A 16,372-nucleotide genomic window follows, 5' to 3' on the forward strand; every position below is an offset into this window, starting at 1 on the left:
GGCGCTCGCCCCGTGATGATCGACGCGCAGGCCCAGTTCGCCCTGCCAGGCGGCGATCATCGCGCCTTCCCATTCGACAAAGGCGCCGGTCCGGGTGATGTCGATATCGGGCAGGTTGTGCAGGTAGAAGTCCGCATTCATCGGATTGGTGATGGTAACGTCGTGGGCGGTGTCTGCATGATCGACCCCGGCCCGTAATTCGCCGCCCATGGCGGCGAGGGCGAGGGCGGCCGAGACGGTCCGGCTCTCGGCATAGGCAAATGTCTCGCGCCACATCATCGGTGATCCCGGCGCGGGGCGCAGGGAGAAATTGTTCATGCCATGACCGACATCGCTCCAGCTGGCCGCCAGATCCAGGCGGATCGTGTCGAAATCGCCGCGATAGGCAATCCGCGCGGTGTCGGTGTCGATGAAGCGGATATCCATGGAGAAGGGCGGATTGCCGGTCGGGCCGGTCTCGTTGCGGCGCAGGTCAACGGACAAGGTGTGCGGGCCCGAGCGCCAGCCGCCTCCAATACCGTAAACGGTGCGCTCATGCTCGCTGCCATGGATCGTGCCATAGGGCGTTTCACGATCATCGCCGGTCTCATGAGAGCCGAGGATATGAAAGCGGATGCTGTCATTGGACAGCCCGACAAGGCCGCCAATGGCGGTGCTGTCATCGGCTGACCGGGCGGTCAGGGTGAGGGCGTGGCTGAGACTGAACGCGGTCCCCTCGGTGAATGTGCTGGTGATCAGCGAGGCGTCGAAACCGCCGCCCAGGCCCGGCCCGTCACTGACCGGGCTGACACCGCGCGCAAACTCGATCCGCTCGACCAGGACGGACGGCGCGTAATGCAGAGGCGGATCCATCAGGTTGGGGCCGCCGGAGGCGATCATCTGGTCATTGACCCGGATATTCAGCCGCGATCCGAACAGTCCGCGATACTGGAGCTGGCCGGACAGGGCGCCATTGGCGAGCGCCGCTGCGCCCGGCAGTCGGGCGATGAGTTGGGTTGTGTCCGGCGCGGCGATGACAGGCTGTTCCTGCGGGTCGAGCTGGTCGCGCGTCGGGCTTTGCAGGCGCGGGGTGCTGACCGTGATGATGTCGGTCAGCGCGGTGTCGGTGGATTGGGCAAACGCCGTGGGAGCCAGCAGGGCCAGGCCGGCGGACGCAGCGAAAAAGGCGCAGCTGTGCTGCAGGGAGATACGGGACATGTAAACGCTCCAGGGCACACGCCGGCGACTGCCGGTCGGGCCGTTGATTCAGATGGGAATTGGCGGAATCAGAGCGTTGCTGGCGGGCCCCGGGCCGGCGGCCGGGCTCGTTGACGCGCGACATTGACCCGAGTGGTGCGGGTGGGTGTGGCGAGTGGTTGTTCATTGGATGGTGGGGGCAGGTCGGCGACTTGCGGCAGGGCCAGCAGCGACGCGGCCGCCGCAAAGGCGCAGTGCTGGGCCGTATTGCCGGTCTGCCCGTCATCTGGCTCTTCGCTAAGCTCGCCGCTTTCCAGGTCGAGCCAGCGTGTGATCGAGCCCTGGCCGGTACACAGGACAACGGCCAGCTGGCCATTGTCGCTGCGGTCGAGCATATAGCCGCGCGGGATGGCGGATTGCTGGACAGCCGCGATCACCGCGAGGACAAACAGCCACCGCGCGAAGATTCCCCGAGCATGTCCCAGATCCGACATCATGAGCCGCCGATAGCATCGGTCATGCCGACTGGCCATGCGGCAAATCACACCGCCCGGCCGTCAGGGGCGGCAATCCGTGAAGGCTTGCGACATGGATATCGACCCTGGTGCGGCGAGGCGCTAGCTTGCGGACATGTCGCACCAGATTGTCCACGCCCGATTGCTGTCGGCCTCGGCGCCGCTTTTTCCGGAGCTGGAAGCCGCGCTCCGACGCCTCGGACCGCTCGAACTGCCGCGGCGCAATGATCTGCCATTTCCTGACTACCTGTGCCGGGCGATCTCTGGCCAACAGATATCGGTCAAGGCGGCGCAGAGCATCTGGGGCCGGGTTGAGGCCAGTGCCGGTGCCAGGCCCTTGCTGGATCATTTCTGCCCGGAAAACACGGACACCTTGCGCGCTTGCGGCCTGTCCGGTGCCAAGACGCGCACCATCGTCACGATCGCCGAAACGCATCGCTCTGTCGGCCTCGATACCGAAGCCTTGAAAGCGATGTCCATCACGCAGCGGACCGAGCGCCTGACCGAAATCTGGGGCGTCGGCCAATGGACCGCCGACATGATGAATATCTTCTATTTCGGTGAGCAGGATGTGTGGCCGGATGGCGATGTGGCGGCTCGCAAGACCCTTGAGCGGCTGACCTCGAAGCGGCGCAAGACGGTGCGGACCGCCGCCATGTTCAAACCTTACCGGTCCTGGCTCGCCTACTATATGTGGGCGCACGTCGACGCGCCGCCGGATTGAACGGGCTGCCCATGAGGGAAGTGGGACATTGGCCGCCCCTGTCCCGGTGAGATTGCCTCCAAACGGCCTTATCTTGGCCGGGATCGGGTGGCTTGATGCGCGAATGACAAGACGCCTTCTCATCGATGCCGGCCTGTTCGCCGGCGGTTGGCTGCTCGGCTGGCTTCTCACCGACAGTGCCATGATTGGTTTCGCCGTGGCCGTGATCTTTTCCGGTGCAGCCGAAGGCGTGCAGGCCGCTGCCAGCCATGATGAGTAAGCACTTCACGGCGCGCTCGACATCCCATACCGCTCTCTCTAACGTCCGGCATGAACCCTTTTCAATCACGAGCCGCCACAGAAGCGGTCGTGAGCCTGGTCGATCTTAGAGGGGAGTTTCCCATGGCCGAACCCGATGTTCTCAAGGGGAAGCTGCGCCTGCCTGTCATCGGCGCGCCGCTTTTCATCATTTCCAATCCCGATCTCGTCATAGCCCAGTGCAAGGCGGGTATTGTCGGCTCGTTCCCGTCGCTCAATGCGCGGCCAGTGAGCCAGTTGGATGAGTGGCTGGACCAGATATCGTCCGAGCTCGAGAGCTATAACCGCGCCAATCCGGATGCGCCGGCGGCGCCGTTCGCGGTCAACCAGATCGTCCACCGATCCAACAACCGGCTCGAGGAAGACATCGCGCTTTGTGAAAAATACAAGGTCCCGGTCGTCATCACCTCACTCGGCGCGCGCGAGGAGGTCAACACGGCCGTGAAAAGCTGGGGCGGTATCACGCTGCATGACGTGATCAACCAGCGCTTTGCCCACAAGGCGATCGAAAAGGGTGCCACGGGCCTGATTTGTGTGTCGGCCGGTGCTGGCGGACATGCCGGTGCCTTGTCGCCGTTCGGCTTTGTTGCCGAAACCCGGGCCTGGTTTGACGGTCCGATCCTGTGTTCGGGCGCGATCTCGACCGGTGGCGGTGTTCTGGCCGCCCAAGCAATGGGCGCGGATTACGCCTATATCGGCTCGGCCTTCATCGCGACCGCCGAGGCGCGGGCCGAAGAGGCCTACAAGCAGGGCATCGTGGACGGTTCGGCCGAGGACATCATCTACACCAACCTGTTCACCGGTGTGCACGGCAACTATCTCAAGAAGTCGATCATCGACGCCGGGCTTGATCCGGACGCGCTGCCGGAAAGCGATCCGTCGGCGATGAATTTCGGCTCCGGCGGTGGCTCCAAGGCCAAGGCCTGGAAAGACATCTGGGGGTCTGGTCAGGGAATCGGGTCGGTCAAGGCCGTCCGTCCTGCCGCCGACTATATCGACCAGCTGAAGGCGGAATATGACGCGGCCCGGGCCCGTCTGCTCGGCTAGTTGCAATCACGCGAAACGATTTGAACCCCGTCTGGTGAAAACCTGGCGGGGTTTTGCGTGCGGGCTTTACGGCTGGCCGATCAGGCGTTTGAGCGGCGGGCCTCGGCACTGTCCAGCTGGTCAATGATGTCGGATGGGCGACTGAACAGGAGGGTCGGCGCCTGTGCCGCGAGTATGTCCGCGGTCGCAAAGCCCCAATCAACAGCACCGGAGGCGCAGCCGGCGTCCCGCGCCGCGTCGATGTCACGGACTTCGTCACCGACGCAAAGGGTTCGTGCGGGCGTGGTGCCGGCCCGCCCGATCACCTTGCGGAAAATGGACGCCTTGCCGAACAGGGCGGCACCGCAGGCAAACTGGCTGAAGTGACCGGATAGTTGCTCGCCGAGCACAGCGCGCACGGCTGTCTCACCATTCGACGACACCACGGCGAGGTCCACCTGACGCGCGACCAGCTCCCCGATCAGGTCACGGATGCCGTCGAACAGGTGGATCTTGTCGACATTTTCGGCGGCGCGAGCGCGAACATCGGCGGCAATGAAGGGGAGTTTCCAGGTCGGGATGGACAGCTCGTCCATGATCGCCTTGGGCGTCAGCCCGCGCAGGGCTTCCGCTTTCTCGGCGCAGATCGGGGCAAGGCCATGCTTGTCGACCAGGTCCGGCAGTTCGCCCCGGAACCAGGTCAGGCTGTCGGCCAGGGTTCCGTCGAAATCGAAGATGACCAGATCATAGCGGTTCGACACGTGCACTGTCCCCATATCGCCGCGCTTGTCCGGCGGCTTGATCGTCACAGGCTTTCCGATTCTTGTGACAGTTGCACGCTGTAACCGTGACAGCCCGAAAAGCAAAGGGGCGGACATCTTGCGATGCCCGCCCCGATGACTTTGACATGGGTCTTGTCGATCAGGCCTTGAGCCAGTCCGGCTTGACGCAGGGCAGGCCGAGATCGTCGGCGACCAGCTGGTGGCAGACTTCGCCTTCGGCGGTCGTCAGGCCTTCGCGCAGGTGGGCATTTTCGTTGATCGCCCGCTTGGTGCCCTTGTTGGCGATTTCCAGGCCCAGCGGCAGGGTCGCATTGTTGAGGGCCAGCGTGGACGTGCGGGCATAGGCTCCCGGCATGTTGGCGACGCAGTAGTGGACCACGCCGTCGATGATGTAGGTCGGGTCGTCATGCGTGGTGGCCTTGGAGGTCTCGAAGCAGCCGCCCTGGTCGATGGCGATGTCGACGAGCACAGCACCGTCCTTCATCTCCTTGAGCATGTCGCGCGTCACCAGTTTCGGTGCCGCGGCGCCCGGGATCAGCACGGCGCCGATGACGACATCGGCTTCACGCACGGCATCCTGAAGGGCTGCCTGGGTCGAGTAGGCGGTCTTTACGGCGCCGGAAAATTGTTCGTCCAGCTCGGCCAGGCGGCGGTTGGAGCGATCGAACACGGTAACGTCAGCGCGAGCACCGATCGCCATCTCGGCAGCATGGGTGCCGGCGACGCCGCCACCGATGATCACCACCTTGGCCGGCAGAACGCCAGGCACGCCGCCCAGCATGGTGCCGCGACCGCCCTGGGCCTTCATCAGGCAATGAGCCGCAACGGAGACCGACATGCGCCCGGCAACCTGGCTCATCGGGGTGAGCAGGGGCAGGCGACCGTCCCGATCGGTGACGGTTTCGTAGGCAATCGACAGGCAGCCCGACTTGCGCAGACCTTCGGCCTGGACCGGATCGGCGGCGAGGTGGAGATAGGTGTAGAGCGTGTGGTGGGGCTTCAGCATCGCCGTTTCGGACGGCTGGGGCTCCTTCACCTTGACGATCATTTCCGCCGCATCGAAGACAGCCGCCGCGTCCGGCAGGATGGAGGCTCCAGCGGCGATGTAGTCATCATTGCTGAATCCAATGCCTTCGCCGGCATTGGTTTCGACGACGACCTCGTGTCCGTGGCGCACGAATTCCGCGACGCTGTTCGGCGTCAGGCCAACCCGGTATTCGCGGACTTTGATTTCTCTGGGTACCCCGATACGCATGATCATCCCTCAAGGGCTAGGCAGTGCGCTACTTTCTTCGATAGTCTTGATCGGAAAGCGGCCTGCGCGATTGAAATTGACAACTCTGGCCGATTGTTGTGAATTATCGTGCAACATTCGGTGTTAATGGCGATGTATATACCAACTATTCGCGATAATCCAGAATGATATGCGGAATATTACGTTTTGATCGGGAGGGTGTGCCTTGCGCCTTGATAGTGTTGATATCTCCATCCTAAATCGCCTGCAGGAGCAGGGGCGGTTGACGAATGCCGAGCTCGCCGAGCGGGTCGGCCTGTCGGCTTCAGCCTGCCATCGGCGGGTCAAGGCGCTGGAAGGGGCCGGGATCATCGATCGCTATGTGGCGATCCTGTCGGAACTCGCCCTGGGCCGGGGCATCACCGTCTATGTCCAGGTCACGCTGGACAATCAGAAGCGAGACACGCTGGTCGCGTTTGAAGAGGCCGTCGAGCATGTACCGGAAGTGATGGAATGCTATCTCATGAGCGGTGATGCGGACTATCTGGTTCGCGTGCTGGTGCGCGATGCCAATGATTACGAGCGCGTCCACCGCGAAGTCCTGTCGAGCCTGCCGGGCGTGACGCGCCTGGTCTCCAGTTTTACCATCCGCCGGGTTTTCTCGCGTACCGCCATGCCGGTGCCGAACGAGGTTCATGTTCCTTGAGAGGCTTGCCTACCGGCGGGCCGGAGACTAAGTCGGCGCCATGACCGATGATCGCTACGACAATCTGGGACAGCTGGGGACAACGACCCCGCTGCCCGACAATCCGGAAACGGCCGCGCTGGAGCGCGTCGCCAATCCTTGCGACGCCCCCTACATGACACGTTTCGTGTGCCCGGAGTTCACCTCGCTGTGTCCGGTGACCGGCGCGCCGGACTTTGCCCATCTTGTGATCGACTATGTTCCGCGAAACTGGATCGTCGAGAGCAAGTCACTGAAGCTCTACCTGGGCAGCTTTCGTAATCATGGCGCCTTCCACGAGGCCTGCACGACCGGCATCGGCCAGCGCCTCGTGAAGGAAATCGATCCGGTCTGGCTGCGCATTGGCGGCTACTGGTATCCGCGGGGTGGAATCCCGATCGATGTCTTCTTCGCCACCGGCGACCCGCCAAAAGGTGTGTGGATCCCGGATCAGGACGTGCCGGGCTATCGCGGTCGCGGCTGATCAAATTTCACAGCCAGGCATAAAGAAAAAGGGCGCTACCGGCTGGCAGCGCCCTTTCTCTAGACCGAGATCCGGGGGGTCAGAAGTCGGCCTGGATGCGGAACTGGAGTGAGTCGCTGCTCTCTGTGAACGTGGGGGCATTCATGTTGGCGGCTACGTAATTGGCCATCACCCGCAAGTTGTCGTGCAGATACCAGTTGGCGCCGACCGTCGTTGAACGGATGCGACCGAGGTCGGCATCGGCGAGGTCGCTGATGTCGTGGCGAACGGCCAGCTCGAAAGCTCCATGCCCGCCGTCTAGCACGCTGCTGGCAGGGCGCAGGCGACCGAATGTTCCGCCGGATTCCTTGTAAGGGCGGGCCTCGCCGGTCAGGATCCAGCCGGCTTGCAACATGCCGCTGTCGAAGCTGGGCGAACCGGCCGGTCCGTCGATGGACAGGCGGGCAAACTCGCCGTGAAGGTGGAACGGGCCGCGGATGGCTGCGAGTTCGAGGCCGACAAAGTCAGAATTTTCAGCCGTGCCAAGCAGGGCTCCGGCGCGATAGTCGGCTGCAGCGAAGCGGTTGCTCAGATGGGCTTGCGGGTAGACCCGCAGGCGGGTGCCGCCGTCATGATCGGTCCGGCGCCAGGAAGTGCCGACGTGCCAGCGGGTGTCGTCAACGACCGTTGACCAGGTGACGCGCGCGGCAATGGCGCTGGATTCATCCACTTCGCGGAAAGCGAAATTGTCGTCCATGGCGCCGCCGAACACGCCGGCGCTGGCCGTGAACCCGTTACCCGACCAGTCATAGGCAATGCCGATCCGCCGGCCCAGACCGAACAGGTCGGTAGCGATGCCACGTTCCATGAAAGTCGAGTAGCGCGAGGATGTCTGTTCCTCGAGCGAGTTCATGGTCTTGAAATGGCCGATGCGGATCCGGCCCTCGGGCAGGTTGATGGCCAGGAGGACATCATTGGGCTTGGCGTTCTCGCTCTCGAAATCATACTCGACAACGAATTTGACTGGCCCGTGTTCTATCTCGAAGCCCAGCCGGGCTGTCCGAAATTCGTCACGGTCGGCGGGGGAGGCAGCGTTGGGACTCGACCAGTCGATATCGGCGAGATCGTAATAGACTCGGCCGCGCAGCCTGATTGAGGTCTCGCCATCCGCGCTGTCCCAACGTGGTGCCGGAGAGAAGCTGAAACCACCCTCACGGGCCCGGGCTTCGGTGGATGCGAGACAGGCGAGCGCCGAGGCCGCTGTCAGGATCAAATATTTCATGGTGATCTTCTTCCGGATTGATCAGGCGGCGCGAACCTGGTCGAGGAAGCTGGCCAGCGCGTCCTTCAGACGTTCCGCGTCCGCCGAGACGCCCTGTGCCGCCGTCAACACTTCTCCGGCACCGGCATCGGTGTCGCGGACATTGGTCGACAGGGCGGAAATGCTTTCGGTGACCTGGGACGTGCCCGCCGCCGCTTGCGAGACACTGCCGGCAATCTCCCGGGCCGCTGCGTCTTGCTGCTCGATCGCCGAGGCAATCGCGGTGGTGCTTTGGGAGACCCGGTCGATCGTTGTGACCATGGACCCGATTGCGGTAATCGCGTGGTCGCCACTTTTCTGGATCGACTCGATCTGGTCGGCGATCTCCAGTGTCGCCTTGGCAGTCTGGTCGGCCAGGGCCTTCACTTCCGACGCCACGACCGCGAACCCCTTGCCGGCATCGCCGGCCCGCGAGGCCTCGATGGTTGCATTCAGCGCCAGCAGGTTGGTCTGCTCGGCGATGGACTGGATCAGGGTGACCACATCGCCAATCTTGACGACGGCATCGCCCAGGCCGGAGACCGTCGTGCGGGTGACATCGGCTTCCTGGACCGCGTCGCTGGTCAGGGTGCGCGACTCGGTCACCTGGCGGTTGATCTCCTGGATAGAGCTGGTCAGCTCTTCTGCAGCAGAGGCGACGGCCTGGGTGTTGGCGGAGGTCTCCTCGGCGGCACTGGCAACAATCGACGACCGTTCGTCGGACTGCTGGGCGGCTTCGCGCAGGCGACCGGCGACATCGATCATGGCCGTCGAGGCGGTCGTTACATCATTGGCGATGCTGCCGACGCTGGCGTCGAATTCATCGGCCATTTCATTGAGGATCCGACGCTTCTCCTCCGCCGCGCGTTGCTCGGCGAGCTTTTGTTCCTCGCGCAGCCGATCGATCTCGATCTGGTTGTTCTGGAACACGAGTACGGCACCGGCCATCTTGCCGATCTCGCCACCCTGCGCGGTCGCGGGAATGGTGCCGTCAGTTTTGCCGTCGGCGAGTTGTTGCATGGCCTGGGTGAGCCCCTTGATCGGCGCTGCGATCGAGTTGCCGACCAGCCAGCACAACAGGCCCGCGATCAGCGCAATGCCGATCACCATGGCCAGCGTCAGCATACGGATGCGGCTGCGCTCCGCGTCCAGTTCGGCTATTGCCGCCCGTCCTTCGGTTTGCGCCTGATCGAGTATCAGGTCGAAATCCGGGGACATCTGGCTGAAAATGTCCGACAGCCGGCTGACGGTTTCGGCATTCGCAAGGTCGCCTTCAGCCCAGGCATGGAAGTCGCGGGCGTAGGCGTTCATCAGGCCGCGGATTTCGGTCACATCGGCGGCCGGGTAGTCTCGTTGTGCAAGCAGTTCGGCAAATTCGGCCTGGCGCGCGTCGAAGGACTCGATATAGCGGGCGGTTCCGCGCAGCATGAAATCCTTCTCGTGCCGCCGCAACATCAGCATCAACACGGTCAGTTCGGCATCATTGAAATCGGCGAGACGCTGTTCTGCCGTTCTGACCGAAGAGCGGAGTGCCCCTTGGAGGCCGCTTTCGTGGGTCAGCCCAAGTTCGGTCCGCTCCGCCACGACTGCCGCAAAGGTGTCGCGATGCAAGGGCAGGTTGGTGGTCAGGCGCTCGCGGGCCTGCGCAATCTCGGCTGGGGTTTCCAGCGCCTGGAGTTGGGCAAGACGGGTCGCCACCTCGCTCGCATCGGCTTCATACCGGTCCAGATAGCTGGCATCATAACGAAGCAGGAAATCCTTCTCGCGGCGGCGCATCTGCAGGGCGCCGACTTCAATTTCCAGTGCCAGCCTTTCGACCTCGGCGTAGTTGGCCTGTCGGGCCAGGGCACGGGTCGTGGCGGTGTCGCTGTACCACAACGTTGCCGCAAGGGAGATCAGTGTGAAGGCGATCAATGCCCCCAGAATTCCGACCCGTGCATAAATGGAAAGTGAGCTCAGCCCGCGCATTGTCATTCCTCCGGCGAGACGCGCCCGAACGCGTCTTCGCTTGATAGCTATCTTGAACGTGGCCGCTCCATACCCTCGCGCGTTTTCAGTGTGACAGTTTTATGTAATTTCGATTTGTTAGGAGGATGTTAGGGAAAGTCGTCCGTTGATAATTCCGGTTTTCCCGAAATGACCGCGCCCGGTTGCCAGCGTGGCCACGGTCGACAGGTCAGGCGCGACCTGCCGGGCCATGGCGCGGGCGCCTGTGGTCTTTCATGTCCCGATTTCAACCTGGACGCGGGCGTTCGATTGACCGCAGTCCGGCGGCGCGTGCGGCTGCCGCAACCTGCCTGCGGGGGCCGGGTTTGGTCAGCCGCCGATTCGGCTCATCGCGGGAGACCAATGGTCGATCCGGGCGCTGGGGCGGGCTCGCTCGACCGGCTGGTCGGTGACGCTGCCGATATAGACAAATCCGGCGATACGCTCGCCCGACTTCAAGGCGAGTGCTGCCTTTACCTGATGGTCGAATGCATACCATTCGGTCAGCCATTGCGCGCCGAATCCCATGGCCGAAGCCGCGATCAGGAGGTTCTGGCAGACAGCACCGGCCGACAGGATCTGCTCCCATTCCGGGACCTTGTGCCGTTCCGTGACGCAAGACACCACGGCGATCACCAGAGGGGCCCGAGTCAGCCGTTCGGCCTCGAAACTTATCTGTTCGGCGGTCGCGTCCGGCGTAGTGTCGGTAAAGGCATTCGCGAGGATATCACCGAACTCCGCCCGGGCAGCCCCTTCAAACACGATGAACCGCCAAGGGGCCAACTTGCCATGATCGGGCACTCGCGCCGCGATCCCGAGCAGGTGATTGCGCTGTTCCGGAGATGGCCCGGGCGCGGCCATGGTGATCGCTGTCGCCGAGCGTCGCCGGGTCAGGAGGGCAATGGTATCCGGACTCCCATGGCACGGCGACAGGCGCTCGCCGGGTGCGGGAAATGGCGGAAACGGGGTATCATTCATTATGATGCCTGACCTGCTGGCTGCGAGACTATCTTTGACCTTGATGGTCCGTGGTCGGTATACCTGTTGATGGGGACTGCACGCAAAATGAGTTCGTTGGGGATACGTATCAAGTATGAACGCTGAAATCGCCATTGAAGACGACACGCCGGCTGACCGCCGCCGCCGCAAGGTGCGCGAGGCCATCATCGACGCCGCCGAAACCATCTTCACCTCGGAAGGGGAGGAGGGGATTTCGATGCGCCGCCTGGCGGAAGCCATCGATTACTCGCCGGCTGCCATCTACAAGTATTTTGCGTCCAAGGACGATCTGTTCACGGCGATCCGCGAGATGTTCTTCGAGCGTCTTCTCGCCCGAATTCACGCGGCGATGGACGAGGGCGGTGATACCGGCTCGCTCTGTGCCCGCTGCATGCGTGCCTATGTCGAGACTGGCATGGAAGAGCCCAATCACTACATGATGGCCTTCTCTCCGTCGGTGACGGCCAAGCCGCACCTGCATGATGAAAAGGAAGTGGCGTTCGAGGCCGAGGAAAAGCTGGTCGACATGATCCAGGCTGGTCAGGCGGAAGGCGCGTTCCGGGAAGTTGACGCCCATGTGGCCTCGAAGAGCGTCTGGGCCAGCCTGCACGGTCTGACCATGTTGATCGTCTGTATCGACGACTTCCCCAATGGCATGCCGCGGTCCGAGCACGTCACCGCCGATGCGGTGATCGACCTGCACATGGACATGATCATGCGCGGGCTCACCAAAACCGAATAATTGGTATTCGAATAAATGTGAACAGCGTTCACTTTCCAAACGACATTTAGTGGCCTATATCCTCGTCAGTGACAGGACGAGGATGCTCACATGTCTCTTTACAAGCGGCGCCTAGGGGCCGGATCCGCGGTTGCGCTGGCGGCCTTGCTGGTTGCCATTCTGGTATTCGGTGTGACCGCCCTGCGGGCCGAGGCGAACTTGGTGGCTGCGGCTCCGACGCCGATCAGCGTGTCGGTGATCACAGCGACCCATGACCCGCAGGCCAGTATCGCCGAATTCTTCCCGGGCCTGATTTCGGCCCGTCGTCAGAGCGCGCTCGGGTTCGAGCGCGCCGGGCGGATCGAGCGCGTCCATGTTGATGTTGGCGACCGCGTTGTCGCCGGGGATGTCCTGGCCCGACTCGACATCCGGTCGGTGGAAGCGCAGATCGCCGCTGCCGAAGCGCAAACCGCCGAGGCCGCCGCCCAGACAGCCCTGGCCAGCGAGACCGAGAGCCGGCAAGCCCAATTGCTGGAGCGTGGGCATATCTCCCAACAAAGGTTCGACGAGGTCCGGACCTCGACCCGGGCCGCCCTGGCGCGCCAGAACGCTGCCGCTGCTGCTGCCGACGCCCTTCGCGTGCAACTCGACCTCTCCGTGATGACCGCGCCCTTCAATGGTGTGGTGACGGCGCGTCGTGCTGATGAGGGGGCCATCGCCTCTCCGGGCCAGCCCCTGCTCGAGCTGGTCGAGCTCGACCAGCTGGAAGTCAATGTGGGGCTGCCGCAATCGGTTGCTGCCAGCTTTCAGCCCGGTGACACCGTCCAGTTCGCGGTCGACGGCAACAACGCCTCGCTGAGTGGCCGGTTCCGGGCGTCCTCCAGCGTCGTCGACCGCCAGACCCGGACCGTCACCGCAGTTTTCGACCTGGAGGCCGACCAGGCTGTCGCCGCCGGGCAGATCGCCCGACTGTCAGTGCAAACAGCAATCGGAACTGACGGATTCTGGGTCCCGACCGCCGCCCTGGCGGAAGGCCGGCGCGGATTGTGGTCCGTCTATGTCCTCGCCCCGGACGCACACGATACCTACCGGCTCGAGCCGCGCGTCGTCGAAACCGTACGGGTCGAAGCCGAACGGATTTATGTCCGCGGTGCGGTGGCCGATGGCGAGTTGTTGCTCGCATCCGGTTTGCAGCGGATCACGCCTGGCCAGATCGTCATTCCCGCGACGCGTGAGGACGCGGTCCGATGAGCACGCTGTTTTTCCGCTACTCACGCCTGACGGTGCTGGCGGTCATCTTGCTGGTCGCGGCGGGCCTTGGCGCCCTGCTTACGCTTGGCCGCCAGGAAGATCCGTCCCTGACCGAACGCTTTGGCCTCGTCGTGACGGCCTTCCCGGGCGCCTCAGCGGAGCGCGTCGAAGCTTTGGTGACCGAGCCGTTGGAAAACGCGATCCATGAGCTGGCCGAGATCAATGACACCAGTTCGACGTCGCAGTCCGGCGTCTCGATCATCCACTTGCAGATCCGCGAAGACCTGAACGCCACCGAAGTGGACCAGGCGTGGACGCAAATTCGCGAGCAGGTGGAAAGCGTCCGCCCGACCCTTCCGCCGGGCGTGGTCGCGCCGGATGTGCGGCGCCAATATCTCGGTGCCGCGACCATGATTGTCTCGCTCAGCTGGGGCGAGGCAGGTGCCGAAAACCCGGCGATCCTGTCGCGCCTGGCGACCGATCTGGAGTCCCGACTGCGGAATATGGACGGCACCGAGGAAACGGCGGTTTTTGGTGAAGTCGAAGAAGAAATCCGCATTCTTGCCGATCCCGACACGCTGGCTGCCCTCGGGCTGAGCATGGCCGATCTGGCCCGCCTGACCGCCAGCGCCGATGCCAAGTCACCAGCGGGAGAGCTGCGAGCGGGCGGTGTCGATCTCAATGTGGAAATCGCCGGCGAGTTTGATGGCCTGGACCGGATCCGGTCGATCGCGCTGGGCGAAGGTCCTGATGGCGGTTTCATTCGGGTCGGCGATGTGGCTGACGTGGAGAAGGGCGCCCGGTCGCCGGTTGATGCCTTGGCAACCACGGATGGCCGCCGCGCGGTCTTTGTTGCGGCCTATCTGCAACCCGAGCTGCGCGTCGATCACTGGTCCGAGGCCGCCGACGCGGTTGTCGCCGATTTCGCGGCATCGGTACCTGGCGTGCAGGTCGAGACGATCTTCCGGCAGGCTGACTATGTGGACAGCCGATTGAGCGGGCTGGCCCGTGATCTGGGCTATTCGGCCCTGATTGTCTTCGCCGTCCTGTTCCTGATGATGGGCTGGCGCGCAGCCTTGATCGTCGGCTCTGCGCTGCCGCTGACCGTGCTGGCCGTGATGCTGTTGACCAGCCTCTATGACGAGCCGCTGCACCAGATGTCGGTGACCGGGCTGGTGGTCGCGCTCGGTCTGCTGATCGACAATGCAATCGTCGTGGTCGACGAATACAGGCTGATGCGGGGCCGCGGTGCCGGTCCGCTTGATGCCCTCGACCGAGCCTTGCGGCACCTGTTCGCACCGCTTCTCGCTTCGACCCTGACCACCGTCTTCGCCTTTGCGCCGATTGCGCTGATGCCCGGAGCCGCCGGTGAGTTCATTTCGATGATCGGGATCTCGGTGATCTTTGCCGTGGTCGCTTCCTTCGTGCTGGCGATGACCGTCGTCGGAACATTCGCAGCCTGGTTCGATGATCCGGCCATCACCGGTGCTGGCCCGAAACGCTTCTGGCGCCATGGAATGGGTGCCGGTCCGCTCGCCGCTCCGTACCGGGCTGTCCTGGACGCCGTGACCCGACGCCCCTGGACCGGGCTTGTGGGTGGTCTGCTCCTGCCGATTGCCGGCTTTGTCGCCGCTTCGACCCTGCCGATGCAGTTTTTCCCGCCAACCGATCGCGACATGTTCCAGCTGTCGCTGGAATTGCCGTCTTCGACCTCGATCGATGAAACCCGGCGCCAGACCGAGCGAGCCACGGCGCTGATCGAGTCGTATCCGGGTGTCGAGCGTGTCTCCTGGGTGATCGGCGAGAGTGCACCACGGACCTATTACAATGTGGTCGGCAACAAGTCGGGCGTTTCCAGCTATGCCGCCGGCTTTGTGCACATGGCGTCGCCTGAAGCCACCGCGCGGATCCTGCCGGACCTGCAGCGCCGTGTGATGTCGGAATTCCCCGACGCCCGCCTGTTGACCCTGCCGTTCGAGCAGGGGCCACCGATCCCGGCGCCGATCGAATTGGTGCTGGTCGGGCCGGAACTGTCCGAGCTGAACCGGCTCGGCAATGAAATCCGTGCCGTGCTGGCGCGCACCCCGACTGTCACCCATACGCTGGCCCTGTTGGAAATGGGCGAGCCGGTGGCCCGCATCATGGCCGATGAGGCCGCAGCAGAACTTGCCGGAATTCGTCTCGATGACCTCGCCAACCGGTTGCGGGGCGAATTGGACGGCGTTGTAGGCGGAAGCGTGCTGGAAGGTGTCCAGGAATTGCCGGTTCGGGTCATTGCCCGTGACTCGCGGCGTTCCAGCCTGTCAGCCGTTTCCGCCTCTCCTCTTGCGACACCGGGACAGGACATCCTGTCATCACCGATGGCCGCGCTGGGAGAAGTCGTGCTGGCGCCACAAGTGGCCGGAATTCCCCATGAGAATGGCCGCCGCGTCAACACGATCTATGGATATCTCGACCCATACACCTTGCCGGCGCCGGCGCTGGAGCATTTCTTTGCGGCGCTCGACGAGGCGGGAATCGTCCTGCCGCCGGGCTATGAGTTGCAGATCGCCGGCGAGGCCGCCGAGCGCGGCAATGCGATGGCTGGACTGCTCGGCACCGCCTTGCCGCTGCTGGTCCTGATGATCGGCTCCGTCGTGCTGGCCTTCAACTCATTCCGCTATGCCGGGGTGATTTTCATCGTCGCCTTCCTGTCGGTCGGCTTGGCCATGTTCGGCGTGTGGGCCTTCGGGACCCCGCTCGGCTTTAACGCCATAGTCGGCTCGATGGGACTGATGGGGCTGTCGATCAACGGAGCCATCGTCGTCCTGTCGGCGCTGCGGGCCAATCCGGCCGCGATGGCGCTGGAGGCTGGCGCAGTGCAGGCGACGGTGGTCGATGCTACGCGGCACATCATCTCGACCACGCTGACCACGATCGGGGGGTTCATTCCGCTCATCCTGTCCGGCGACAGCTTCTGGCTGCCCTTTGCCGCGGCAATGGTCGGCGGTGTCGCCGGGTCAGCGCTGCTGGCCCTGGTGTTCGCGCCTGCGGCCTTCACCTTCCTGACCCGCCTGTCGGAGAAAAAGCGCCGTCTTGCCGATGCCCTGCAACGCGAGCAGGCCCGGAGAGAGGCGGCGCACTTGCCCGGTCTGGCCGAACACGCCTAGCCCTAGATCGGCATTCAACAAGGAT

The 16,372-nt window shown here is 63.7% G+C and carries 15 protein-coding genes; 8 read left to right on the forward strand and 7 right to left on the reverse strand.

Going from position 1 to position 16,372, the window contains the following annotated elements; genetic code table 11:
- Together ACN0X9_RS14455 and ACN0X9_RS14460 are read right to left on the reverse strand one after the other, a co-directional pair.
- On the reverse strand, positions 1–1,197 hold a 1,197-nt coding region (locus ACN0X9_RS14455), incomplete at its 3' end, for a TonB-dependent receptor plug domain-containing protein (protein ID WP_417488276.1).
- 68 nt (positions 1,198–1,265) lie between these two features.
- Positions 1,266–1,670, reverse strand: a complete 405-nt coding sequence (locus tag ACN0X9_RS14460; RefSeq protein ID WP_417488277.1) for a DUF2946 domain-containing protein — start codon at positions 1,668–1,670, stop codon at positions 1,266–1,268.
- A 136-nt stretch (positions 1,671–1,806) separates the two neighbouring features.
- Here ACN0X9_RS14460 and ACN0X9_RS14465 point away from each other — a divergent pair, with 136 nt between their 5' ends.
- From ACN0X9_RS14465 to ACN0X9_RS14475, 3 genes are all read left to right on the forward strand, one after another.
- Positions 1,807–2,415, forward strand: a complete 609-nt coding sequence (locus ACN0X9_RS14465) for a DNA-3-methyladenine glycosylase family protein (protein WP_417488278.1) — start codon at positions 1,807–1,809, stop codon at positions 2,413–2,415.
- A 103-nt stretch (positions 2,416–2,518) separates the two neighbouring features.
- Positions 2,519–2,674, forward strand: a complete 156-nt coding sequence (locus ACN0X9_RS14470) for a hypothetical protein (RefSeq protein WP_417488279.1) — start codon at positions 2,519–2,521, stop codon at positions 2,672–2,674.
- Between the two features lie 122 nt (positions 2,675–2,796).
- A complete protein-coding gene (locus ACN0X9_RS14475; protein ID WP_417488280.1) occupies positions 2,797–3,759 on the forward strand; it encodes an NAD(P)H-dependent flavin oxidoreductase in 963 nt (320 codons plus the stop codon).
- Positions 3,760–3,839: 80 nt separating this feature from the next.
- Here ACN0X9_RS14475 and ACN0X9_RS14480 read toward each other — a convergent pair whose 3' ends face one another.
- Both ACN0X9_RS14480 and ald read right to left on the reverse strand, forming a co-directional pair.
- On the reverse strand, positions 3,840–4,547 hold the full coding sequence (locus tag ACN0X9_RS14480) for an HAD hydrolase-like protein (protein WP_417488281.1): 708 nt from the start codon (positions 4,545–4,547) through the stop codon (positions 3,840–3,842).
- A 112-nt stretch (positions 4,548–4,659) separates the two neighbouring features.
- A complete protein-coding gene (gene ald / locus ACN0X9_RS14485; RefSeq protein WP_417488282.1) occupies positions 4,660–5,775 on the reverse strand; it encodes an alanine dehydrogenase in 1,116 nt (371 codons plus the stop codon).
- Between the two features lie 205 nt (positions 5,776–5,980).
- Between ald and ACN0X9_RS14490 the strand changes: the two genes are divergently transcribed.
- Both ACN0X9_RS14490 and queF read left to right on the forward strand, forming a co-directional pair.
- Entirely contained in the window at positions 5,981–6,460 is a 480-nt protein-coding gene (locus ACN0X9_RS14490) for an Lrp/AsnC family transcriptional regulator (protein WP_417488283.1), read from the forward strand.
- A 40-nt stretch (positions 6,461–6,500) separates the two neighbouring features.
- The gene (queF, locus tag ACN0X9_RS14495) at positions 6,501–6,962 is read left to right on the forward strand and encodes a preQ(1) synthase (protein WP_417488284.1); all 462 of its coding nucleotides are present in this window, start codon (positions 6,501–6,503) and stop codon (positions 6,960–6,962) included.
- 79 nt (positions 6,963–7,041) lie between these two features.
- Here the strand turns inward: queF and ACN0X9_RS14500 are convergent, their stop codons facing one another.
- The 3 genes from ACN0X9_RS14500 to ACN0X9_RS14510 all read right to left on the reverse strand — a co-directional run bounded on the left by ACN0X9_RS14500 (position 7,042) and on the right by ACN0X9_RS14510 (position 11,205).
- Entirely contained in the window at positions 7,042–8,223 is a 1,182-nt protein-coding gene (locus tag ACN0X9_RS14500) for an OprO/OprP family phosphate-selective porin (protein ID WP_417488285.1), read from the reverse strand.
- 21 nt (positions 8,224–8,244) lie between these two features.
- Positions 8,245–10,209 carry a methyl-accepting chemotaxis protein gene (locus ACN0X9_RS14505; protein ID WP_417488286.1) on the reverse strand — a complete coding sequence of 655 codons (1,965 nt, stop codon included), beginning with the start codon at positions 10,207–10,209 and terminating at the stop codon, positions 8,245–8,247.
- Positions 10,210–10,557: 348 nt separating this feature from the next.
- Positions 10,558–11,205: a nitroreductase gene (locus ACN0X9_RS14510; protein ID WP_417488287.1), complete on the reverse strand. Its 648-nt coding sequence runs from the start codon at positions 11,203–11,205 to the stop codon at positions 10,558–10,560.
- Positions 11,206–11,320: 115 nt separating this feature from the next.
- On the opposite strand from ACN0X9_RS14510, the gene ACN0X9_RS14515 reads away from it, so the two are divergent.
- From ACN0X9_RS14515 to ACN0X9_RS14525, 3 genes are all read left to right on the forward strand, one after another.
- Positions 11,321–11,968, forward strand: coding sequence for a TetR/AcrR family transcriptional regulator (locus ACN0X9_RS14515; RefSeq protein WP_417488288.1), 648 nt, complete (start codon positions 11,321–11,323; stop codon positions 11,966–11,968).
- 90 nt (positions 11,969–12,058) lie between these two features.
- Positions 12,059–13,198 carry an efflux RND transporter periplasmic adaptor subunit gene (locus tag ACN0X9_RS14520; RefSeq protein WP_417488289.1) on the forward strand — a complete coding sequence of 380 codons (1,140 nt, stop codon included), beginning with the start codon at positions 12,059–12,061 and terminating at the stop codon, positions 13,196–13,198.
- Positions 13,195–16,347 carry an efflux RND transporter permease subunit gene (locus tag ACN0X9_RS14525; protein ID WP_417488290.1) on the forward strand — a complete coding sequence of 1,051 codons (3,153 nt, stop codon included), beginning with the start codon at positions 13,195–13,197 and terminating at the stop codon, positions 16,345–16,347. The genes ACN0X9_RS14520 and ACN0X9_RS14525 overlap by 4 nt, the downstream gene beginning before the upstream one ends.
- The last annotated feature ends 25 nt before the right edge of the window (positions 16,348–16,372 follow it).

This window comes from Maricaulis sp., assembly GCF_048268525.1.
GTDB lineage: Bacteria > Pseudomonadota > Alphaproteobacteria > Caulobacterales > Maricaulaceae > Maricaulis.